This is a genomic window from Mesorhizobium sp. M7A.F.Ca.CA.001.08.2.1, from assembly GCF_003998455.1.
Taxonomy (GTDB): domain Bacteria; phylum Pseudomonadota; class Alphaproteobacteria; order Rhizobiales; family Rhizobiaceae; genus Mesorhizobium; species Mesorhizobium ciceri.
Genome location: NZ_RZPW01000003.1, coordinates 1 through 19,273 on the forward strand (window position 1 = coordinate 1; position 19,273 = coordinate 19,273).

The window sequence follows — 19,273 nt, forward strand, 5'->3', positions numbered from 1 at the left end:
TCCAACCCGTCGACGCTGCTCATCTCCTCCTTCGCCGTCAGCTATTTCCTGCAGAACCTCGTCATGCTCATCCATACCGGCCGGCCCAAATCGGTTGGCATCGGGCAGAGTCTCGCAAATGCGGTGGAAATCGGCGGCGTGCGCGTTCCGGGCGTGCAGCTCCTGACCATGGGCGTCACGGCCGGCCTGCTCGTCGCGCTGGTTCTCTTTCTCAAGAAGACACCGCTCGGCATCCAGATGCGGGCGGCGGCGGAAAACTTCCAGATGGCCCGTCTGCTCGGCATGCCGGCGAACCGGGTGATCGCACTCGCCTTTGCTATTTCGGGCCTGCTCAGCGGCGTGGTCTCCCTGCTGCTCACGATCCAGACCGGCACGCTCGACCTGCGCATGGGCCTGATGCCCGTCGTCTATGGCTTCTTCGCCACCGTCATCGGCGGCATGGGCTCGCTGCCTGGGGCCGCACTCGGCGGGTTCCTCGTGGGTGTCGCCAGCGTGCTCCTGCAAACCTACCTGCCGACCGATCTACGCCCCTTCCGCGATGCCGGTGTGTTCGCGCTGGTCATCCTGATCCTTCTCGTCCGCCCGCAAGGCCTCATCGTCACCAGCGCCGCGAAGGAACGTGTATAATGAAGATGCCATCTCTTGCCGCGATCGGCCGCTTCTGGTTTCCGGTGCTGGCGCTCGTCGTGCCGCTTGCGCTCATCGTCGTGGTCACCGGCCACTTCGGCGGTCTGTCCCTGCAGCGCACCGTCATCGAGATGCTGATCAGCATTGTCATCGTCGTCGGGCTTTACGTCTTCGTCGGCAATTCCGGCATCATTTCCTTCGGCCATGCCACGTTCATGGCGATCGCAGCCTATGCCTCGGCCTGGCAGACCTGCTGCGAGATGCTGAAGCCGATCACCATGTCCGGCCTGCCGCATTTCCTGCGCGACCAGAGCATTCCGCTGCTGCCGTCCGCCATCGTCTCGGTGCTGCTCGCCGGCGCCGCCGCTTTCCTCACCGGCCTCGTCATCATGCGGCTCACGGGCCTTGCGGCGTCGATCTCCACGCTTGCGGTGCTCTTCATCCTGAACGTGGTCTATTCCAACTGGGACAGCGTCACGATGGGCTCTGCGTCGATCGTCGGCCTGCCGACCTATGTGACGGCCTGGCTAGCGCTTATCTGCGCCGTTCTCGCGATCGTCGTCGCCTATCTCTACCAGATTTCCGCCTTCGGCCTTGCGATCCGGGCGACGCGCGAAGACGAGGTCGCGGCCGCCGCGTCGGGCATCTCGCTCTACTGGTCGCGGCTCATTGCCTTCACGCTCTCGGGTTTCCTGGTCGGCCTCGGCGGCGTGTTGCAGGCGCACTACCTCGGCACCGTGTCGATCAACAACTTCTTCCTCAGCTTCACCTTTCTCGCGCTCGCCATGCTCATCGTCGGCGGCATGGGCAGCCTTGCCGGCGCGGTGGTCGGCGTCGTCGTCATCACGGCGATGGTCGATATCTTCCGTCGCCTCGAAGGCGGAATTTCGATCGGCGGCCAACAGTGGTCGCTGCCGGCGGGCACGCAGGAACTTATCATCGCGGGCTTTATGCTGTTGATACTGGTCTTCCGCAAAGACGGGATCATGGCAGGTCGAGAAATAGGCCTGCCGCAGCGGCTACAGCGCGATAAGGGGCTCATCAATGGCTAACAATCTCTTCAATACGGATGAACCGATCGGCATCATCGACCACCGGATGCTGTCCGACCAGGTTTCGACGTTACTCGTGCGTGAACTGATCTTCGGCCGGCTCCAGCCCGGCCAGCGCATCAACGAAGCGGAACTGGCCCGCCAGCTGGGGATCAGCCGCAATCCCATCCGCGAGGCGATCCGCCGGTTGGAGGAGCGCGGCCTGCTCGTCGCGGTTCCCCGCAAGGGCACCTTCGTTCGAACCTTCCTGCACAGCGATATCGATGAGATCTTCTCCTTCCGCATCGTCGTCGAACGTTTTGCGATGGAACAGGCGCTGCCGCAGATGACGGACGCCGACATCGACCGCATTGCCGGTTTCGTTGATGCCATGGTCGCGGCCGCCAATGCCAATGACGAGATCGCGCTGGTCGAAAACGACCTCGCCTTCCACCTCGAGATCTGCCGGCTCTCGAAGAATCGCCAGACGCTGCACGCCTTCACCAACATCCAGGCGGAAGTGCAGATGCTGATCACCATGGCGGAACGCCAGTTCGAGAGCCAGATGGCGGCGGCCGTCGATCACTGGCCGATCGTCGAGGCTCTGCGCACCCGCAATCCCCAAAAGGCGATGGATGCCATTCGCGATCACATCCGCGATTCCTGGCGTCACCTGCTTGAAGCTTACGACCGGGAAAAACCCCGCTCGTCTTGATCCTATCCATGAGAAATGAGGACATAATGCCTGACAGGAAAATCATCGGCATCGACATCGGGGGAACGTTTACCGACTTCGTTTCCTACGACGCGGCGACCGGCACCATCGAAAACTGGAAGAACCTGACGACCCCCTCCGAACCGATCGAAGGCGTGCTCCAGGGGCTCGCACAGTTGGAGGATGTCGCAAGCGTCGACAAGATCCGTCTCGGCACGACGATCGCCACTAACGCGCTGCTGACGAGGCGCGGCGCAAAGGTCGCCTATGTCACGACCACCGGCTTTCGCGATGTCCCCTTCATCCAGCGCGGCGACCGCCGCAGTCACTACGACATCACCTGGATCAAGACCAAGCCGTTGATGAAGCGCGCTGACACCTATGAGATCGGCGGGCGTTTCAGCGCCAAGGGCGAGCTTGTCACGGCGCTCGATGAGGCGGCCGTGCGCGAGGTCGCCGCTACGATCAAGGCCGACGGCACGATCGAGGCGATCGCCGTCTGCACGCTGTTTTCCTATATCGACCCGAGCCACGAGCAGCGCATCCGCGACATCCTCGCGGAAGAACTGCCCGGCATGCCGATCTCGATTTCCTACGACGTGCTGCCGAAGTGGAAGGAATACGACCGCGCCTCCACCACGATTGCCGACGCGTATCTGAAGCCCATCGTCTCCGACAATTTTCACCGCATGCAGAAGCGCCTCGATAGCATCGGCATCGGCGACAGGATCGGCGTGATCAAGTCGAACGGCGGTGAATCGACGCTGAAGGGTGCCGCCGAAGCGCCGGTGCAGATGACGCTCTCCGGCCCGACCGGTGCGGTCGTCGCCACCCGTGTTCTCTCAGAACTCACCGGCATCAAGAACCTCGTTACCTTCGACATGGGTGGAACCTCGACCGATTGCTCGACCGTCGTGGACGGCATGGAGCATGTAACGACGAGCTTCGAGATCGAATGGGGCCTGCCGATCCAGATTCCGATGATCGACATCCACACGATCGGCGCCGGCGGCGGCTCCATCGCCTGGATCGACAAGGGCGGCATGTTGCGCATGGGCCCGCAATCGGCCGGTGCGGCGCCGGGGCCTGCCTGCTACGGCCGTGGCGGAGAGAATGCCACGGTGACGGACGCCAATGTCGTGCTCGGACGCATCAACCCCGACTACTTCCTCGGCGGCAAGATGAAGCTCGACGCCGAGGCGGCGCATCGCGCTGTCAAGACGATCGCCGACCAGCTCGGCCTCGAGGTCGACGCGGCTGCCTTCGCCATGGTGCAGATCGCCAACAACAACATGCTGGGCGCGCTGCGTGCCGTTCTCCTCCAGCGCGGCCTCGATCCGCGTGACTTCTCGCTCGTCGCCTCGGGCGGGGCGGGGCCGGTGCATATCTGCGACCTGATGGATATTTCCGGCATTCCGCAGGGCATCGTGCCCAACTATCCCGGCCAGTTTTCCGCCTTCGGCTTCATCATGACCGATGCGCGCGTCGACCGCCATCGAACGGTACAGCAGATCTCGAAATACTTCGATGGTGCCCGCGCCACCGTGGCAATGACGGAACTGGTGGATGGCGCCATTGCCGAGCTGGTCTCCCAGGGCTACCAGCAGAAGGTGGAGGTCTACCGGTCCATCGAGGCCCGCTACTTCGGCCAGAACCACGAGCTGGAACTGAGCTTCCCAGCCAACAACTTCACCGAGGAGACCATAGCGAGCCTCTGGGAACGCTTCCACGAGGAGCACCAGAACCGCTTCGGCTTCTCCATCCCCGGTGAGACCATCGAGACGGTCAATCTCAAGGTCGTCGCCGTTGCCGTTTCCGAAAAGCCGAAGATGCGGGAACTCGAAAAGGGCGAAGGCACGCCGGCGTCCTCCGGCAGCCGCAAGGTACGCTTCGAGGACGGCTGGCACGAGGTAAAGACCTACGACCGCGGCACGTTCAAGCAGGAGCAGACCGTCGCCGGTCCCGCCATTGTGGAGGAAAGCGCCTCCGTCACCATTTTGCAGCCGAAACAGACGCTCCGCGTCGACCGGCTCGGCAATCTGATCATTTCGGCCTGAGGAGTACCATCATGGACTTCGTTACGATGAACATTCTGGAATCCAGCATGGTCTCTCTCTGCAAGGAGATGGGGATCGTGTTGATGAAGACGTCCTATTCGACGATCTTCAACGAGGCGCTCGACTTTACCTGCGGGCTTGCCGACATGAACGGCGACATGATCGCCGTCGCCGACTATTGCCCGGCGCAGATCGGCGGCATGCCGCTGCTGGTCAAATCCTGCCTCAAGGAAATCCCGATCGACGAGATCGAGGAGGGCGACGTCATCCTGCACAACGACCCCTATCGCGGGGGCCTGCACACGCCGGAGCATACCTTCTTCAAGCCGATCTTCGTCGACGGCGAGATCATGGGCTTTGCCGTCGCCATCGGCCATATCGCCGAAGTCGGCGGCATGGCGCCCGGCGGCTTCTGTGGCGAGGCGACGGAGATCTTCCAGGAAGGCCTTCGCATCCCGCCGGTCAAGATCAAGAAGCGCGGCAAGGACAATATCGAGGTCTGGAAGCTGCTTCTCGCCAATGTGCGGACGCCGCGCGTCAACTATGGCGATCTGCGCGCCCTCATCGCCGCCGTCGACCTCGGCGAAAAGCAGATGGCGCAGATCTACCAGAAGTACGGCAAGGAGAAGATCAAGGAGACGGTCAACGACCTGTTGCTCTATTCGGAGCGCCGCATGCGCGCCGAACTGGAAGCGATCCCGGACGGCATCTATGCCTTCTCCGACACGATCGAGAGCGACGGTATCGACGCCGACCGCACCTACACAGTCGCCGTCGAGGTGCATAAGCGCGGCGGCGAGATCATCGTCGACTATCACGGTTCCTCGCCGCAGGCCTCCGGCCCGATCAACGCCACGCTCGGCGTTGCCACATCGGCGGCCTACAACGCCGTGCTGCACATGACCGACCCGACGATACCGCGCAATTCCGGCTGCTTCCGGCCGATCCGCGTCATGGCGCCGCCCGGCACCATCGTCAACGTGGACTTCCCCGCGCCGGAAGTCGGCGGCAATACCGAAACCCATCCACGCATCGTCGGCACGATCCTCGGCGCCATGGCTCCGGCGATCCCGAACCGGGTGATGGCGGCGGAGGGTGCCACCCATTGCAACTTCGTCTTCGGCGGCGTCGATGCCGACACAGGCGAGTATTTCGCCTGCTACGACCTCGAAGCGGTCGGCTGGGGCGGCCGCGCCTTTGCCGATGGCAATGACGGCGTCGACTCGATCAACGGCAATTGCCGCATCACGCCGGTCGAAGTCTACGAGACGCGCTTCCCCTGGCGCATCGAAAGCCTCGCCTTCAACGTCGATGCCGGCGGTGCCGGTGAATATCGCGGCGGGGTCGGCTACTCCAAGCAGATGCTGTGCCTCAACGACGAGATCATCTGCTCGCAGATGACCGACCGTCACCTTTTGGCCCCCTGGGGCCTGAATGGGGGCACGGAAGGCGGTCTCGGTGCGACGCTGGTCATGAAGTCCGGGCGAAGCGACTGGCAGACGATACGCGAGGCCTATGGCAAGGCCTCGACCAGCCGCTACTCCAACGTCTCCATTCGCCGCGGCGATCGTGTGCGGCTCGTCACCCCTGGCGGCGGCGGCTACGGCGAGCCCGCAAAGCGCGATCCGGCGGCTGTCGCGGAGGATGTCCGCGAGGGCTATGTCTCGAAGGCGGCCGCCCACAAACACTACGGCTATCAGGAGGCCTGAGACCATGAAGTTTTCGCTGAACGGACTTTACATCGAAAGCTACACGAAATGCGCCAATTGCGGCGTGCTGATCTACGAGGCCTCTGCCGAGGATTCCGCCCGCAGGAAGACGCATGACGGGAGCATCTATTGCTCTCAGGAATGCGTCGACTGGAAGATCGAGCGGGACGCCCGCCGCGCCAAGGCTGCAGTCTAGGCATTGATGCGCCGGCCCCGTCCGTCAGGGATGGGGCCGACCACTTCAAGCGCCGCGATAAGCGCCGCGCCATAACAAACTGTCCAAGGAGATACCCATGTCCACCAACGCTGCCTTCACGGCTCGGCGCGCTGCCGCCATTCCGGCTGGCCTGTCGAAACATCTCGACGTCTATATCGAGAAGGCGGAGAACGCCGAACTGTGGGACGTCGAAGGCAAGCGCTACATCGATTTTGCCGCCGGCATCGCCGTCAACAACACCGGCCATCGCCATCCGAAGGTGGTCGAGCGCGTGCGCAACCAGCTCGACAAGGTCACGCACACCTCGTTCCAGACCACGCCCTATGTCGACTATGTCACGGTCTGCGAGAAGCTGAACGAGCTGGTGCCGGGTGACTTCCCGAAAAAGACCTTTCTCGTCTCCACCGGCGCCGAGGCCGTGGAGAACGCCGCAAAGATTGCCCGCGCCGCAACCGGTCGCTCGGCCTTCGTCGCCTTCTCCGGTGCTTTCCATGGCCGCACGCTGATGGCGATGACGCTGACCGGCAAGACCAATCCTTACAAGGCCGGCTTCGGTCCGCTGGTGCCGGATGTCTTCCACCTGCCGTTCCCGATACCCTACCACGGCATTTCCGAGCAGGAATCCCTGACCGCGCTCGACCGCTTCTTCCGCTCCGAGGTGGATCCGACGCGCGTCGCCGGCATCTTCGTCGAACCGGTGCAGGGCGAGGGCGGTTTCTACCCGGCGCCCGTCACCTTCCTGCGCACGCTGCGCGAGATCTGCGACAGGCATGGCATCCTGCTGATCGCCGACGAGATCCAGACGGGCTTCGCCCGCACCGGAAAATTGTTCGCGATGGAACATGCCGGCGTCGCCGCCGATATCGTCGTCATGGCCAAGGGCCTTGGCGGCGGCTTCCCGATCGCCGCCGTCACCGGCCGCGCCGATGTCATGGACAAGATCCCGATGGGTGGCGTCGGCTCCACCTTTGCCGGCAATCCTCTGTCCTGCGCGGCATCGATCGCGGTGCTGGAGATCATCGAGGAAGAGAAGCTGATCGACCGCGCCAACGAGGTCGGGCGCCGGCTGAAGGCGGTCTTCGAGGGCTGGCAAGAGGGCAACGAGTTTTCCTGCATCGGCGAGGTGCGCGGCCTTGGCGCCATGGTGGCGATCGAATTCGTGCATGACCGCGAGACGCGCCAGCCTTGGCCGGAACTGGTGAAAGCCATCACGCACACCGCCGCCGAAAAGGGCCTGCTGCTGCTCTCCTGCGGCGTGCATGGCAATGTCGTGCGCGTGCTGACGCCGCTGACCATACCCTTCGATCATCTCGACGAAGGTATTGCCATCCTCAAGGACAGCCTGCGGGCGGCGCTGGAAAAGGTGGAGAGCGGACAATGACGCCCGCATTGCTTCACGACCAAGCCTTCATCGATGGCGCCTGGGCCAGCGCGGACTCGGGCGCGACCTTCGAGGTCCGCAATCCGGCGACGGGCGCGGTTCTCGCCCGTGTCGCCGATCTTGCAGCCGCCGACGTCGAGCGCGCGATCCTTGCGGCCGAGCGCGCGCACATGGACTGGCGCCAGCGCCCGGCCAAGGAACGGGCCAAGCTGCTACGCGCCTGGTTCGACCTGATCACCGCCCATACGGAAGACCTTGCCTGGCTGATCACGGCCGAGCAGGGCAAGCCGCTCTACGAGGCCCGCGGCGAGGTTGCGTTCGGAGCGTCCTTCGTTGACTGGTTTTCCGAGGAGGCCAAGCGCGTCTACGGCGACGTCATCCCATCCGCTGGCCGCGACCGGCGCTTCCTGGTGCTGAAACAGCCGATCGGCGTCTGCGCCGCCATCACACCCTGGAACTTTCCTCTGGCGATGATCACCCGCAAGGCGGCGGCAGCGCTCGCCGCCGGCTGCACCATGGTCGTCAAGCCCTCCGAGGAAACGCCGCTGACGGCGCTCGCTATAGGCGAGCTTGCCAGGCAGGCCGGCATTCCGGCCGGCGTGCTCAACATCGTGCCGTCGAAGGATGCCGCCGGTATCGGGTGCCTGCTCTGCGAGCATCCGGTGATCCGAAAACTCTCCTTCACCGGCTCGACAGTCGTCGGCAAGCTCCTGATGCGGCAGTGCGCCGATACGCTCAAAAAACTGTCGCTGGAACTCGGCGGCAATGCGCCGTTCATCGTCTTCGACGACGCCGACCTCGATCTCGCCGTCGCCGGTGCCATCGCCTCGAAATTCCGCAATTCCGGCCAGACCTGCGTCTGCACCAACCGCATCTATGTGCAGGACGGCATCCACGACGCCTTCGTGGCAAAGCTGACCGAGCAGGTTGCCAGCATGAAAGTCGGCGACGGCGCTGCGCCGGAGGTGGTGCAGGGTCCGCTCATCAACGCGAAAGCCGTGGCGAAAGTGGCAGAGCTTGTCGGCGACGCCGTTGATCGCGGCGCGCGCATCGAGACTGGCGGCAAGCCGCATGCGCTCGGCGGCACCTGGTTCGAGCCGACCGTGCTGAGCGGAATGCTGGCGCCGATGCGGCTGGCGCAGGAAGAAGCCTTCGGTCCAATCGCCCCGGTCTTTCGCTTCAAGGACGAAGCGGAAGTCATCCACCTCGCCAACGACACGCGCTACGGCCTGATGGCCTATTTCTACGCCCGTGACGTCAACCGCATCTGGCACGTCCTGGAAGAATTGCAGTTCGGCATGGTCGGCATCAACGAAGGCCTGATCTCCACCGAGCTTGCCCCCTTTGGAGGCGTCAAGGAAAGCGGCTTCGGCCGCGAAGGCTCCAAGTACGGCATCGATGAATATGTGGAGCTGAAATATGCCTGCTTCGGCGGGCTGAAGGTGGGATGAGGCATGACGACCATCTCGCGAGACAGGAGCAGGCCTTGAAAGGGACTGAGATGGGCCGGCCGCCGCGAACAAAGTAGGCTCGGCATCGCCGGTGCTATCCGAGATCAGGGACGTCGTATTCGCCACGGTTTCTCGGGGCACGGCTTGCACAGTCGCCAGCCTTTGGCCGGCGATTTCAGAACTCATTGTCCAGAGGGGCTTCCGAACCGCGATCTGTCGCCGTCGTTCTCGGCAAGCAGTAGCTGACGATCAATCTCCTCGCGTGGTATCGACATTTCACGGCGGCCGGATATCGCTGCCCCGATATCGCTGCCAAGTGCGTAGACCGGACGCCGCCGCGGAATACCAGGAAGGATAGTGCTCTTTGACAATCTTCCCCTTCACCGAAGCCACCCCGATCCAGTTCCAGCAGCCCCTGCCGAAGGGCTCGGATGTGGTGATCATCGGCGGCGGGGTCATTGGCGTGACCACGGCACTGTTCCTGGCGCGGCGGAACGTCTCGGTGACGCTGCTGGAAAAGGGACGCATCGCCGCCGAGCAATCCTCGCGCAACTGGGGCTGGATCCGGCAGCAGGGCCGCGATGCCGACGAACTGCCGATCGTCATCGAAGCGCAGCGCCTCTGGCGGCAACTGGCACAGGAATGTGGCGAGGACATAGGACTGAAGCAGACGGGCGTTACCTATCTTGCGCGAACAGACAAGGAGATGGCCGGCTTCGCGAAATTCCTGAAGATCGCCCAGGCTCATGGCGTCGACACGCGTCTCCTCGACCAGGGTGAGCTGGCAAGCCTGATCCCGGCCATGTCGCGACTGTTCAAAGGCGCAATGATCACTCCATCGGACATGCGGGCAGAACCTTGGGTCGCCGTGCCCGCGCTTGCTCGCCTGGCGGCCCGCGAAGGCGCGACGATCATCGAGAATTGCGCGGCACGTATGCTCGACATCTCCGCGGGACGCATCAGTGGCGTCTGGACCGAGAAAGGGCTCATCGCGGCCTCGAGCGTCCTCGTCGCCAGCGGCGCGTGGACGTCGCTGTTCCTGCGCGCCCACGGCATCTCGATTCCGCAGCTCAGCGTCAGGGCGACTGTCGCTGCGACAGCGCCGATGGCGGAAATCCACGCCGGTGCCGCCGCGGACGAACGCATCGCTTTCCGGCGCAGGCAGGATGGCGGGTACACGCTCGCATCGGGAGGCAGCAGCCAACTCTACATAGGGCCGGACGCATTTCGCCATGCAGGCAAATATGTCAGCGCCCTGATGGCCAATCCGTTCGGCACACGCTACCTGCCGGCCGCGCCGCGAGGCTACCCGGACGGCTGGTCGACCCCGCGCAGCTGGAACGCGGATGAAGAAAGCCCTTTCGAACGGATGCGCGTCCTCAATCCGGCTCCCGAGACGTCGGCGCTCCGCGCCATCGACGGCGGGTTCAGGGAGCTTTTCCCTCAGTTCACGACCGTACCGCTCAAGGCGAGCTGGGCGGGCATGATCGATGCGATGCCTGATGTCGTGCCCATCGTCGATCGCGCCGCTGCGTTCCCAGGCCTCGTTGTCGCGACCGGGATGAGCGGCCACGGCTTCGGCATAGGACCCGGAATGGGCCGCATCCTGTCCGATTTGATCCAGGGCAACGAGACCGGGCACAATCTCCACAGGTTCCGTCAATCCCGTTTCAGCGACGGCAGCCCGATCCGATTGGGACCATCGCTGTAAGTATTTCTGCCGCCCGCCAGCCCATCCGCTCTGGCCTTGAAGAACCGGACGAGGGCTCAGGTGCCGCATGCCCGGGCGTAGATCTCGATGCTTCGCTGGACGTGATCGATCGCGATCTCCTCGACGTCGCAGCCGCGGGCGGCCCAAGCGAGCGCCGAAGGCAGGTGCTGGAGAAACAGCGTCACCGGCACCTTGCGGCCCTTCAACGCGTCGAAGAGCCGGTCGCAGGCGGCACGGGCTTGCGGGGTCGCCCAATAATATCGGATGCGATCGGAATAGGAGTAGTGGCGCAGCGTCCGCTTGTCGGCATCGCTGCCATGATAGTGGCTTGCCCAGTTCTTGGGCGCGGCTTGCATCAGCTCTTCCATGGCCTGATAAAGCGGCCGCTGGCCATAGAAAGGCACCAGATCGGAAGCGATCAGGTCGAGCGCGTACAGCGCCTCGCGCAGTTTGAAGGTCAGCTCGGGGCCGACCTTGAGGATGGCGAAGCCATCTTCGACGAGTTCACGCAGCGGCCTCTCGCCCTGATAGTCCGTCGAATGCGCTTCGAAAATGAGCGACGGCAATGTGTTCAGAGTTGCCGCCAGATCGCTGGCCTTGGTCCGATCGTAAAAAATCACATTCTGGTTGCCGAACTCCACGCCCGGCTGCACGACAAGCCCGATGACGCGGGAAAACGCGCTTTCAAGCCCGGCGGCCTGGAATGCTTTGGCGTGAATGGCATGTGTCTGGCGAGCCGCCTCCGGACTGGTCGGGGTGATCGCATCCAAAGCGTGATCGGCGCCACCGGGAGGCGGCACCTCCGTCCCGATGATGTAGACCGGGCTTGCCCCGCCGCTCTGCGCGGCCGCCTGTTCCGCGACGCCCGCCATTCTGGCTGCGCGCTCGGCCACCGTATGGTCGTCTAGCGTCGCCGGTTCACCCGCGCAGCCCATCGATGCATCGAGATGGATCTTGCGGAAGCCGGCGCGGACATAAGCATCGACCATTGTCCCGGCCTGCGCCATCGCCTCCTCGGCGGGCCGGTCTTTCCAGGGATTGGGACCGAGATGATCCCCGCCAAGCACGATCAGCTCTGTCGGGCACTGCTCGACTGCCGCGAGCGCTTTCACCATCGCCGCGAAATCGGACGGCGTCATGCCCGTATAACCGCCCAGATGATTGACCTGGTTGCACGTCGCTTCGATCAGGACGGTGGTGCCGGTTTCCCGGCCGTGGCGCAGTGCAGCTTTGAGCACCAGGGGGTGCGCCGAGCACACCGAGGTTACCCCGATTTTCTTTCCTTCCCTGTGCAGGCCCGGCACATCTTCGATCGCCACACGCATCAGCTTCTTCTCGCCGTTCTTGCCATGAAATCTTCCAGTTCGGCCCGCGTGCCGGCTCCCTCCATGGGGCCGAGGCGTGTGACGTTGCGCGCCCCTGCCGCATTGGCGAATTCGAGCGAAGTCCGCAGCGGCATCCCCAACCGCCGGCATGCGACATAGGCTCCGCCGAAACAGTCGCCGGCGCCGGTGGGGTCCGTTTCCTCGACGATGAGGCCGGGACAATCGGCACTGGCGCCCGTGCTTTGACGGGCTGACGCGCCATGTTCGCCACGCTTCACGGCGATCTCCTTGACCCCTCGTTTGAACAGCGCCTCGATTGCGCGTTCCTCGCCATCCATGCCGGCGGCCAGGAACAATTCATTGCCCGACGGCAGCAGCAGGTCCGCTTTGTCCACCAGGCTCGCGAATTTCTCCTCGGTCTGGCCGTGCGCCAGCAATTCCTTGCGCAGGTTCGGATCGAGCGACATGGTGCCGCCGCGTGCCTTGATCAGCGGGATCGCGCGTTCGGTGATTGCCCAGGCTGCGGGGCTTGCGAACACCGTTCCCATGACGTGGATATGCCCGCAACGTGCGATCAGCGCCTCGACGTGCGGGGTCCATTCCAGTCGAGCGGCGGCGGATTTGGCGATGTTGTAGACGAAATCGCGGCTTCCGTCCGTGCGGTAGCGGACAAAGGCGCTGCCCGTCGGATAATCCGCGGAAACAGCGATGGCGGAAGTGTCTACGCCGTCTCGCTTCAGGCGCTCCATGTTGACCGCGCCGAAATCGTCGTCGCCCACCACGCCCACCATCGCGGCCGCTCCGCCCATACGCGCGCATTGATCGATGAAGATGGCGGGCGCGCCGCTCGGAAAGGGACCAATGAGGTCGATCGGTTCCCGGAAGCCGGTGCCTGTCTGCCTCGCGACGATCTCTACCAGGATTTCTCCAATCGTCACGGTTGGCCCGAGCGAGTCCGGTGCAAGCGTTTGGGGGAGGTCGTTCATCAAGCGTCCAATCCTGGGTGTGGTGTCGTTTGCGGTTTCACGACGCCGAGGCGTCTGGACCGGAAACCGCGTCCTTGTTGAGCATCTGGTTGTCGAGCGACATGAAGCGTTGATGCATCATGCAAGCGGCTCCGAAGGCAGCTCCATAGATGGCGCTCTCGTTGAAAACGATCTCGGGGATAGGAAAGGTCGCGGCCTGGAGCTCGCGGATATGCGCGTCGACCCGTGCGGCGACCAATGGATACAATTCCGCGACGGACCCGCCCAGCACGATGCGGTTCGGGTCGATCAGCCGCGAGATCTGCACGACTGCAAATGCGAACAAGACAGCCCATTCTTCGGCGAGCTGCACCGCTTGAGGAACACGATCGCGGACGTCACGCAGGAACAAGTCCAAGTCGGCGTCCGGCCTGTACTGGCGATAGGATGACAGGATGCGGTCGCGCCCGAAGGCCTGCTCCAGATTCCGGTATGTCGGGTTCCGTGTCTTGAGGTGGCCGACTTCTCCGGCCAGGCCATTGCCGCCGCGGAACAACTTGCCGTCGATCACAATTCCGCCACCGACACCGTTCTCGATGACCATGAAGAAGGTGACGCCGCTCGCCGCTTCCGGCTGGCTGTATGTGATGCCGATGCCGAATGCGTTGCCGTCATTTTCCGCGGATACCGGGATCTCGGCCGGAAGAAGGCTGCGGGCAAGGCCTGTGAGATCGACATTGCGCCACCCCAGGATCGGTGCGACGTGGATGAAACCATCCTGGTTCATTTGTCCGGGCACCGCGATGCCGATGCCCTGACATCGCGCCAGGCTATCCTTCCGCATCTCGAGAAACACCTGTTCGATCGCCATGTGGACCGCGGCCTCCGGATCGCTGTCATGTCCTTCGAAGCGCGTCATGGCGCTGCGAACGATCTTGCCCGCGAGATCGATCTCGACGCATGTCATATGTTCGACACCGATCTCTATGCCGGCGAAGAAAACGGCTTCAGGCACGATTTCCACGAGGATACCCGGTCTTCCGGCCCTGGGCTGGCCCGCCGGATTCGCGACATCGTTCTCCGCGACTTCGCGAACGAGTCCGGCCTCGACCAACTCCAGGACGATATTGCCGGCGGACGAGCGGTTGACCCCCATATGCCTGGCGAGATCGGCCCGGCTCAAAGGGCCGAAGCGGTGGAGCGCGTTCAGCGTCGCTACCGAATTGCTCTGGCGGATCCTGCGAGGCGAGCTGCTGGCGAAGGTTACATGGTTCATGGCGGACTCCGCATGTTCGTTCCCAGCCTATACTTCACCCGAGCTTGTTTTTCCTCCGGCAACGCAAAGTCCTCAAAAGAATGAACCGCCTGATGTCGGAAGCAAGCAATTCCCGCTGCGCCGGACGCGAAGGAGAATGCCGCGAGCGAGCGGCATCCTCCTGTTGGAGCGTCAATTGCCGACAAGCACCTTGTCGACATTCTCGGAGGTCACCGCCAGCCACGGCACGTGGTAATGCTGGTCCTTGCCGTCGTTCCAGGCGAGCTTGCCGCCGTTTACGTCCCAGACAGCCGCGCGCGGCTTGTAGCTGTCGCCGACGATCTTGTGCAGCGCGAGGTCGATCGCCCCTTGCGCCTGTCCGTTGGCATCCTGGAGGATGGACATCGACTGTTCGCCACGCTTAACGGCTTCAAGCGCGTCCTTGATGCCGTCCACGCCGGCGACCGGAACCGTCTTGGGATCCAGGCCGTGGTTGCGGATGCCCTCGATGGCGCCGACGGCCATCTCGTCGTTTTCGGCCAGGACGCCCTGGATCGCATCGCCATGCGAGGTCAGGAAATTCTCCATCAGCGTGATGGCCTCGGCGCGTGACCAGTTGGCGGTGTTCTGCTCCAGGATGGTCACTCCGGGATTTTCCTTCAGCACCTTCTGGATCCCTTCAAGCCGCTGTACTTGGGCCGACTGGCCCAGCATCCCTTCCAGGATCACGACCTTGGCCTGTGGGCCGGCCTTGTCGATCACCGCCTTGGCCAGCATTTCGCCGGCCTCGACATCGTTGGAATTGATGTAGGCGTCGTAGAGTGCGGTGTTGGAAACCATCGTGTTGGAGCCGAACACCGGGATGCCGGCTGCCTTCGCGCGCTCGATCGGTTCATTGCCGGCGTCGATGTCGACCGGGATGAAGATGATCGCGTCATATTTTTCGGTGATGGCTGTGTCGAACAAGTTCGACTGCGTCAGCACGTCCTGGCGACCGTCGAGAACTGTCAGCGTGGCGGTACCGTCCGCAAGCGCGGGGTGCGCCTTGGCGGCATCGGCCCACAGAACATTGTACTCGGTGTTGAGGCTCTGGACGATCGCCGCGATTTTCAGCGTCTTGGCGTCGGCCGAACTCCCCCCGAACACCATGCCTGCAAGGGCAAGGCCGGCCGCTGCTCCCATCAGGAAGCGTCTTGTCGTTTTCATGTGCATTTCCTCCATGTTGCGTGCGGCCGCGCCGCTTGCGCCTGTTACTCTCTCCCGGCTCGGGAGCGGTCGATCAGCACCGCGAGGACGATGATCGAACCCTTGATGATCTGCTGGTAGTATGAGGACACCCCCATCAGATCGAGACCGTTGCTGATCATGCCGATGATCAGCACGCCCACCAGCGTGTAGCCGATGCGGCCGATACCTCCGGTGAGGCTTGTTCCGCCGATGACCACCGCCGCGATGGCATCCAGTTCGTAGCCGATGCCCGCCTGTGGCAGGGCGGACGTGGTGCGGGCCGTCAGCATGACACCCGCGAGACCGGCCAGCGCGCCCATGATGACGTAAACCGAAAAGATGATGCCGGTGGTGTTGATGCCGCTCGTCTTTGCGCTGCGCGGATTTCCGCCCACCGCATAGACCCGTCTTCCGTAAATGGAGTAGCGCAGGACGATCGCCGCGACAGCGAAGACGACGGCGAAAATGATCACCGGTACCGGTATGCCGAGCACGAGACCCTGGCCGAGCCAGCGGAATTCGAGGCTGAGATTGGGAATCGGGCGGCCGCCGCTGTAAAGCAGCGTCGCGCCGCGCGCCACGCTCAGCATTCCGAGCGTGGCGACGAAGGCCGGCACCTTGAAGTAGGCGATCAGCCCGCCATTGACGGCGCCGCAAAGCGCGCCCACGGCGACGCCGGCCGCGACTGCTAGGAGCGGATTGAACGCATCCGCGCCGGTGACCAGGCTGGCCGCCACGGCGCCGGCCAGTGCCAGGAGCGAACCGATGGAGAGATCGATGCCGGCCGTCAGGATCACGAAGGTCATGCCGACAGCCAGCACACCGTTCATGGAGACCTGCCGCAGAACGTTCAGCAGATTGTTGGTGGACAGGAAGTTCGGCGACGCCAGCGACAACACGACGAACAGGAGGATAAACGAGATGACGATGCCATAACGGGCGATGAACTTTCCCAGGCTCATGCCGCTCATGCTTTGACTGGCGGATACCATTGGATTCTTCTCCACGAAATGGATCGTCTGGCTAGGAAGCCAGATGAACGAGGGTTTCCTGGGTGGCCTCGGGTCCGGCGACCTCGCCTGCGATGCGGCCCCGGCGAAAAACGACGATGCGATCCGCATTGGCGAGGATTTCGGGCACCTCGGACGAGATCATCAGCACGGCGTTTCCCGCCTTCACGAAATTGCCGAGGAAGGCATAGATCTCGCGCTTGGCGCCTTCGTCGACGCCGCGTGTCGGCTCGTCGCAGATCAGGATCCTGGGGTTGGTATCGACACAGCGCGCAAGGACAACCTTCTGCTGGTTGCCGCCGCTCAGGGATTGGACGGGCAGGTCCGGCGACGCCGTCTTGATGGAGAAGCGCTTGATGTGCTCGACCACGCTCCTGGCTTCCGCCGATCCGTTCATGAAGCCCTTGCGCGCATAATGCGGCAGGTTGGCCACGGTGATGTTGTGGGCGACCGACGCGGTCAGCGACAGGCCCGTCTGCTTGCGGTCCTCCGTAACCAGCGAAATGCCGGCGCCGATGGAATCGGCGGGCGTCTTGAGATCGATGGGCTTGCCCTCGATCAGCACCTGGCCGGAATCCCGCGGCTCGTTTCCGTAGAGCGCATTCACGAACTCGCTGCGACCGGAGCCGAGAAGCCCGTATATGCCGACGATCTCTCCCGCATGAACGGTCATGTCGATGTCGGCGAACTTTCCCTTCGATGCAAAGCCGCGGGCTTCGAGCAAGGGTTTCTGCGGGCCGGTATCCTTCGGTTCGCGATGATGGTCCAACAGGTCGCGGCCGACGATCGACCGGATCAGGCCCTTGCGGTCGATTTCGGAAATCGATCCGCCGCCTACGAAACGGCCGTCGCGGAAGACCGTATAATCGTCGGCGATCTCGAAGATCTCGGTCAGGCGGTGCGAGACATAAATGATGCCTACGCCCTCCGCGGTCAGAGTGCGGATCGCGTCGAACAGCATCTGCGCCTCGCGCTCGCCAATGGCCGAGGTAGGCTCGTCCATGATCAGGATGTCGCTGCGGCGGCTGATTGCCTTGGTGATCTCGACGAGTTGGGCCTGCGCGATCGAAAGATCGCGCAGCCGCGCACCAGCGGGGATGTTGAATTTCAACCGCGCCAGGATCGCCTCCGCGTCGCTCAGCATGCACTTGTCGTCGACGAAGAAGCGGCCGCGCCGCTGTTCGCGGCCGAGATAGAGGTTCTCGGCGACGGTCATGTCCAGGAAGGGGCTAAGCTCCTGGGTGATGATGGCGATACCGGCATCGAGCGCCTCGGCGGGGGAGGAGAAATTCACCTCCCGGCCTTTCACCGTGACGGATCCGGCGTCGCGCCGCAGCATCCCCATCAACACGCCGAGGAAGGTCGACTTGCCGGCACCGTTGCCACCGCACAAGGCATTGACCGTCCCGGCGCGCAACCGAATCCGCCCGTCGACCAGGGCGGGAACGCCTGCAAAGCTCTTCGCGACATTTTCGGCGCTGAGGAGAAGCGGCGCGGTGGCGCCGTTCTCGTTGGTGATAGCTTCGTTCTGCGTCATCTTCCCGTCCTCCTCGGGATGAGATGGCGCGGGCGCTTGTCGGCCCGCAGCCCTTTCGTCTTCAGGCAGCCTTGTTGATCTCGGCCCGGCGCACGGCTTCTTCCCAACGGCTTTCGATGAAAGCCTTGGCATGCGCGGCGAGCGGATTGTTGTCGGTCCAGGTGTCGCGCCAGATGCCGCACACACGCGACAGGGCTTCATCGACGATGGCGCTGGAGAAGCTCTCGAAGGTGACGTCGCGATTGTGGAAGCCAATGTCCACCAGCGCGGAAAAGATGCTCGCGAAATCGATCGTACCGGTGCCGAGATAGCCGCGGTAGTTCTCGTTGAAGTGGAAATAACCGAGCTTGTCCCCAGCCAGACGGATCGCCTCGGCCTGGCTCGCCTCCTCGATGTTCATGTGGAACGTGTCGAGATGCAGGAAGACGTCGTCGCGGCCGGTGTCCTTGATGAACTTCAGGCCTTGCGCGGTCGTGTTCAAGAGGTTGGACTCGAAGCGGTTCACCACTTCCAGAACGATCTGCACGCCGCTATCCCTGGCCACCTCGGCGGTCGCGGCGATGGCGTCGGCGCTGTTCATCCAGCCGGTTCGCGTGGGCAGCCCGTCATACTTGCCGTGCATCGAATAGAGAATGCCGCCCAATCGGATGCCGCCGATGTCGCGGACCGCCTTGACCGCGTCGGACAAGAGCGCCTTTCCCTTGGTGACCACGGCCTTGTCCTCGCTCGAGACGTCCGCATCCGCCGACAGGCCCATGGTGACCACGATCTCGATGTCCAGTTCCTTGGCTTGCTTCGCCAGGCGGTCGAGGTCGAATTTCTCGGGCCGGAGATAAGCGAACTCGATCAACCGATAACCATGCTCCGCCGACTTGGCGAGCGCCATTTCCAGGCCCTCCTGGGTCAGGCCGTTTGTCCAGACAAATGAATGGATACCAAGACGCCGCATTCAGATCCTCCGATAATCAGGTTTGCATGTTAAAGATACAAACTTGATCCTGAATGCCTAAAATTCAGCTTCGGCGCAAGAGGAATTCTGGCATTGGTCGGCGCGA

At 63.3% G+C, this 19,273-nt stretch carries 16 protein-coding genes; 9 read left to right on the top strand and 7 right to left on the bottom strand.

Features of this window, described 5'->3' with window-relative positions; translation table 11 throughout:
• From EN914_RS00425 to EN914_RS00465, 9 genes are all read left to right on the top strand, one after another.
• Nucleotides 1-627 (top strand): branched-chain amino acid ABC transporter permease (locus tag EN914_RS00425; RefSeq protein WP_164778633.1); only part of this gene is annotated, 627 nt, incomplete at its 5' end.
• On the top strand, nt 627-1,679 hold the full coding sequence (locus tag EN914_RS00430) for a branched-chain amino acid ABC transporter permease (RefSeq protein ID WP_050580427.1): 1,053 nt from the start codon (nt 627-629) through the stop codon (nt 1,677-1,679). The genes EN914_RS00425 and EN914_RS00430, both read left to right, overlap by 1 nt.
• Nucleotides 1,672-2,373, top strand: coding sequence for a GntR family transcriptional regulator (locus tag EN914_RS00435; protein WP_024502245.1), 702 nt, complete (start codon nt 1,672-1,674; stop codon nt 2,371-2,373). The genes EN914_RS00430 and EN914_RS00435 overlap by 8 nt, the downstream gene beginning before the upstream one ends.
• A 26-nt stretch (nt 2,374-2,399) precedes the next feature.
• Nucleotides 2,400-4,430 (top strand): hydantoinase/oxoprolinase family protein, encoded by a 2,031-nt coding sequence (locus EN914_RS00440; protein ID WP_024502246.1) that lies wholly within the window; start codon nt 2,400-2,402, stop codon nt 4,428-4,430.
• Between the two features lie 11 nt (nt 4,431-4,441).
• Nucleotides 4,442-6,139: a hydantoinase B/oxoprolinase family protein gene (locus EN914_RS00445; protein ID WP_032898839.1), complete on the top strand. Its 1,698-nt coding sequence runs from the start codon at nt 4,442-4,444 to the stop codon at nt 6,137-6,139.
• Nucleotides 6,140-6,143: 4 nt separating this feature from the next.
• Nucleotides 6,144-6,335, top strand: coding sequence for a hypothetical protein (locus EN914_RS00450; protein WP_024502248.1), 192 nt, complete (start codon nt 6,144-6,146; stop codon nt 6,333-6,335).
• 97 nt (nt 6,336-6,432) lie between these two features.
• Entirely contained in the window at nt 6,433-7,737 is a 1,305-nt protein-coding gene (gene gabT, locus EN914_RS00455; RefSeq protein WP_024502249.1) for a 4-aminobutyrate--2-oxoglutarate transaminase, read from the top strand.
• A complete protein-coding gene (locus EN914_RS00460) occupies nt 7,734-9,188 on the top strand; it encodes an NAD-dependent succinate-semialdehyde dehydrogenase (protein WP_024502250.1) in 1,455 nt (484 codons plus the stop codon). Before gabT ends, EN914_RS00460 begins: the two co-directional genes overlap by 4 nt.
• 364 nt (nt 9,189-9,552) lie before the next feature.
• Nucleotides 9,553-10,899, top strand: a complete 1,347-nt coding sequence (locus EN914_RS00465; RefSeq protein ID WP_024502251.1) for an FAD-binding oxidoreductase — start codon at nt 9,553-9,555, stop codon at nt 10,897-10,899.
• 56 nt (nt 10,900-10,955) lie between these two features.
• Here EN914_RS00465 and EN914_RS00470 read toward each other — a convergent pair whose 3' ends face one another.
• The 7 genes from EN914_RS00470 to EN914_RS00500 form a co-directional block, all read right to left on the bottom strand.
• Nucleotides 10,956-12,224, bottom strand: coding sequence for a D-tagatose-bisphosphate aldolase, class II, non-catalytic subunit (locus EN914_RS00470; protein WP_032898842.1), 1,269 nt, complete (start codon nt 12,222-12,224; stop codon nt 10,956-10,958).
• Nucleotides 12,224-13,210, bottom strand: coding sequence for a sugar kinase (locus tag EN914_RS00475; protein WP_024502253.1), 987 nt, complete (start codon nt 13,208-13,210; stop codon nt 12,224-12,226). The genes EN914_RS00470 and EN914_RS00475 overlap by 1 nt, the downstream gene beginning before the upstream one ends.
• 37 nt (nt 13,211-13,247) lie before the next feature.
• Nucleotides 13,248-14,465: an ROK family transcriptional regulator gene (locus tag EN914_RS00480; protein WP_024502254.1), complete on the bottom strand. Its 1,218-nt coding sequence runs from the start codon at nt 14,463-14,465 to the stop codon at nt 13,248-13,250.
• Between the two features lie 171 nt (nt 14,466-14,636).
• The gene (locus EN914_RS00485) at nt 14,637-15,650 is read right to left on the bottom strand and encodes a substrate-binding domain-containing protein (RefSeq protein ID WP_024502255.1); all 1,014 of its coding nucleotides are present in this window, start codon (nt 15,648-15,650) and stop codon (nt 14,637-14,639) included.
• A gap of 44 nt (nt 15,651-15,694) precedes the next feature.
• Nucleotides 15,695-16,663: an ABC transporter permease gene (locus EN914_RS00490; protein ID WP_032898845.1), complete on the bottom strand. Its 969-nt coding sequence runs from the start codon at nt 16,661-16,663 to the stop codon at nt 15,695-15,697.
• 31 nt (nt 16,664-16,694) lie between these two features.
• A complete protein-coding gene (locus tag EN914_RS00495; protein ID WP_024502257.1) occupies nt 16,695-18,218 on the bottom strand; it encodes a sugar ABC transporter ATP-binding protein in 1,524 nt (507 codons plus the stop codon).
• 61 nt (nt 18,219-18,279) lie between these two features.
• On the bottom strand, nt 18,280-19,167 hold the full coding sequence (locus EN914_RS00500; protein WP_024502258.1) for a sugar phosphate isomerase/epimerase: 888 nt from the start codon (nt 19,165-19,167) through the stop codon (nt 18,280-18,282).
• Nucleotides 19,168-19,273 lie beyond the last annotated feature (106 nt).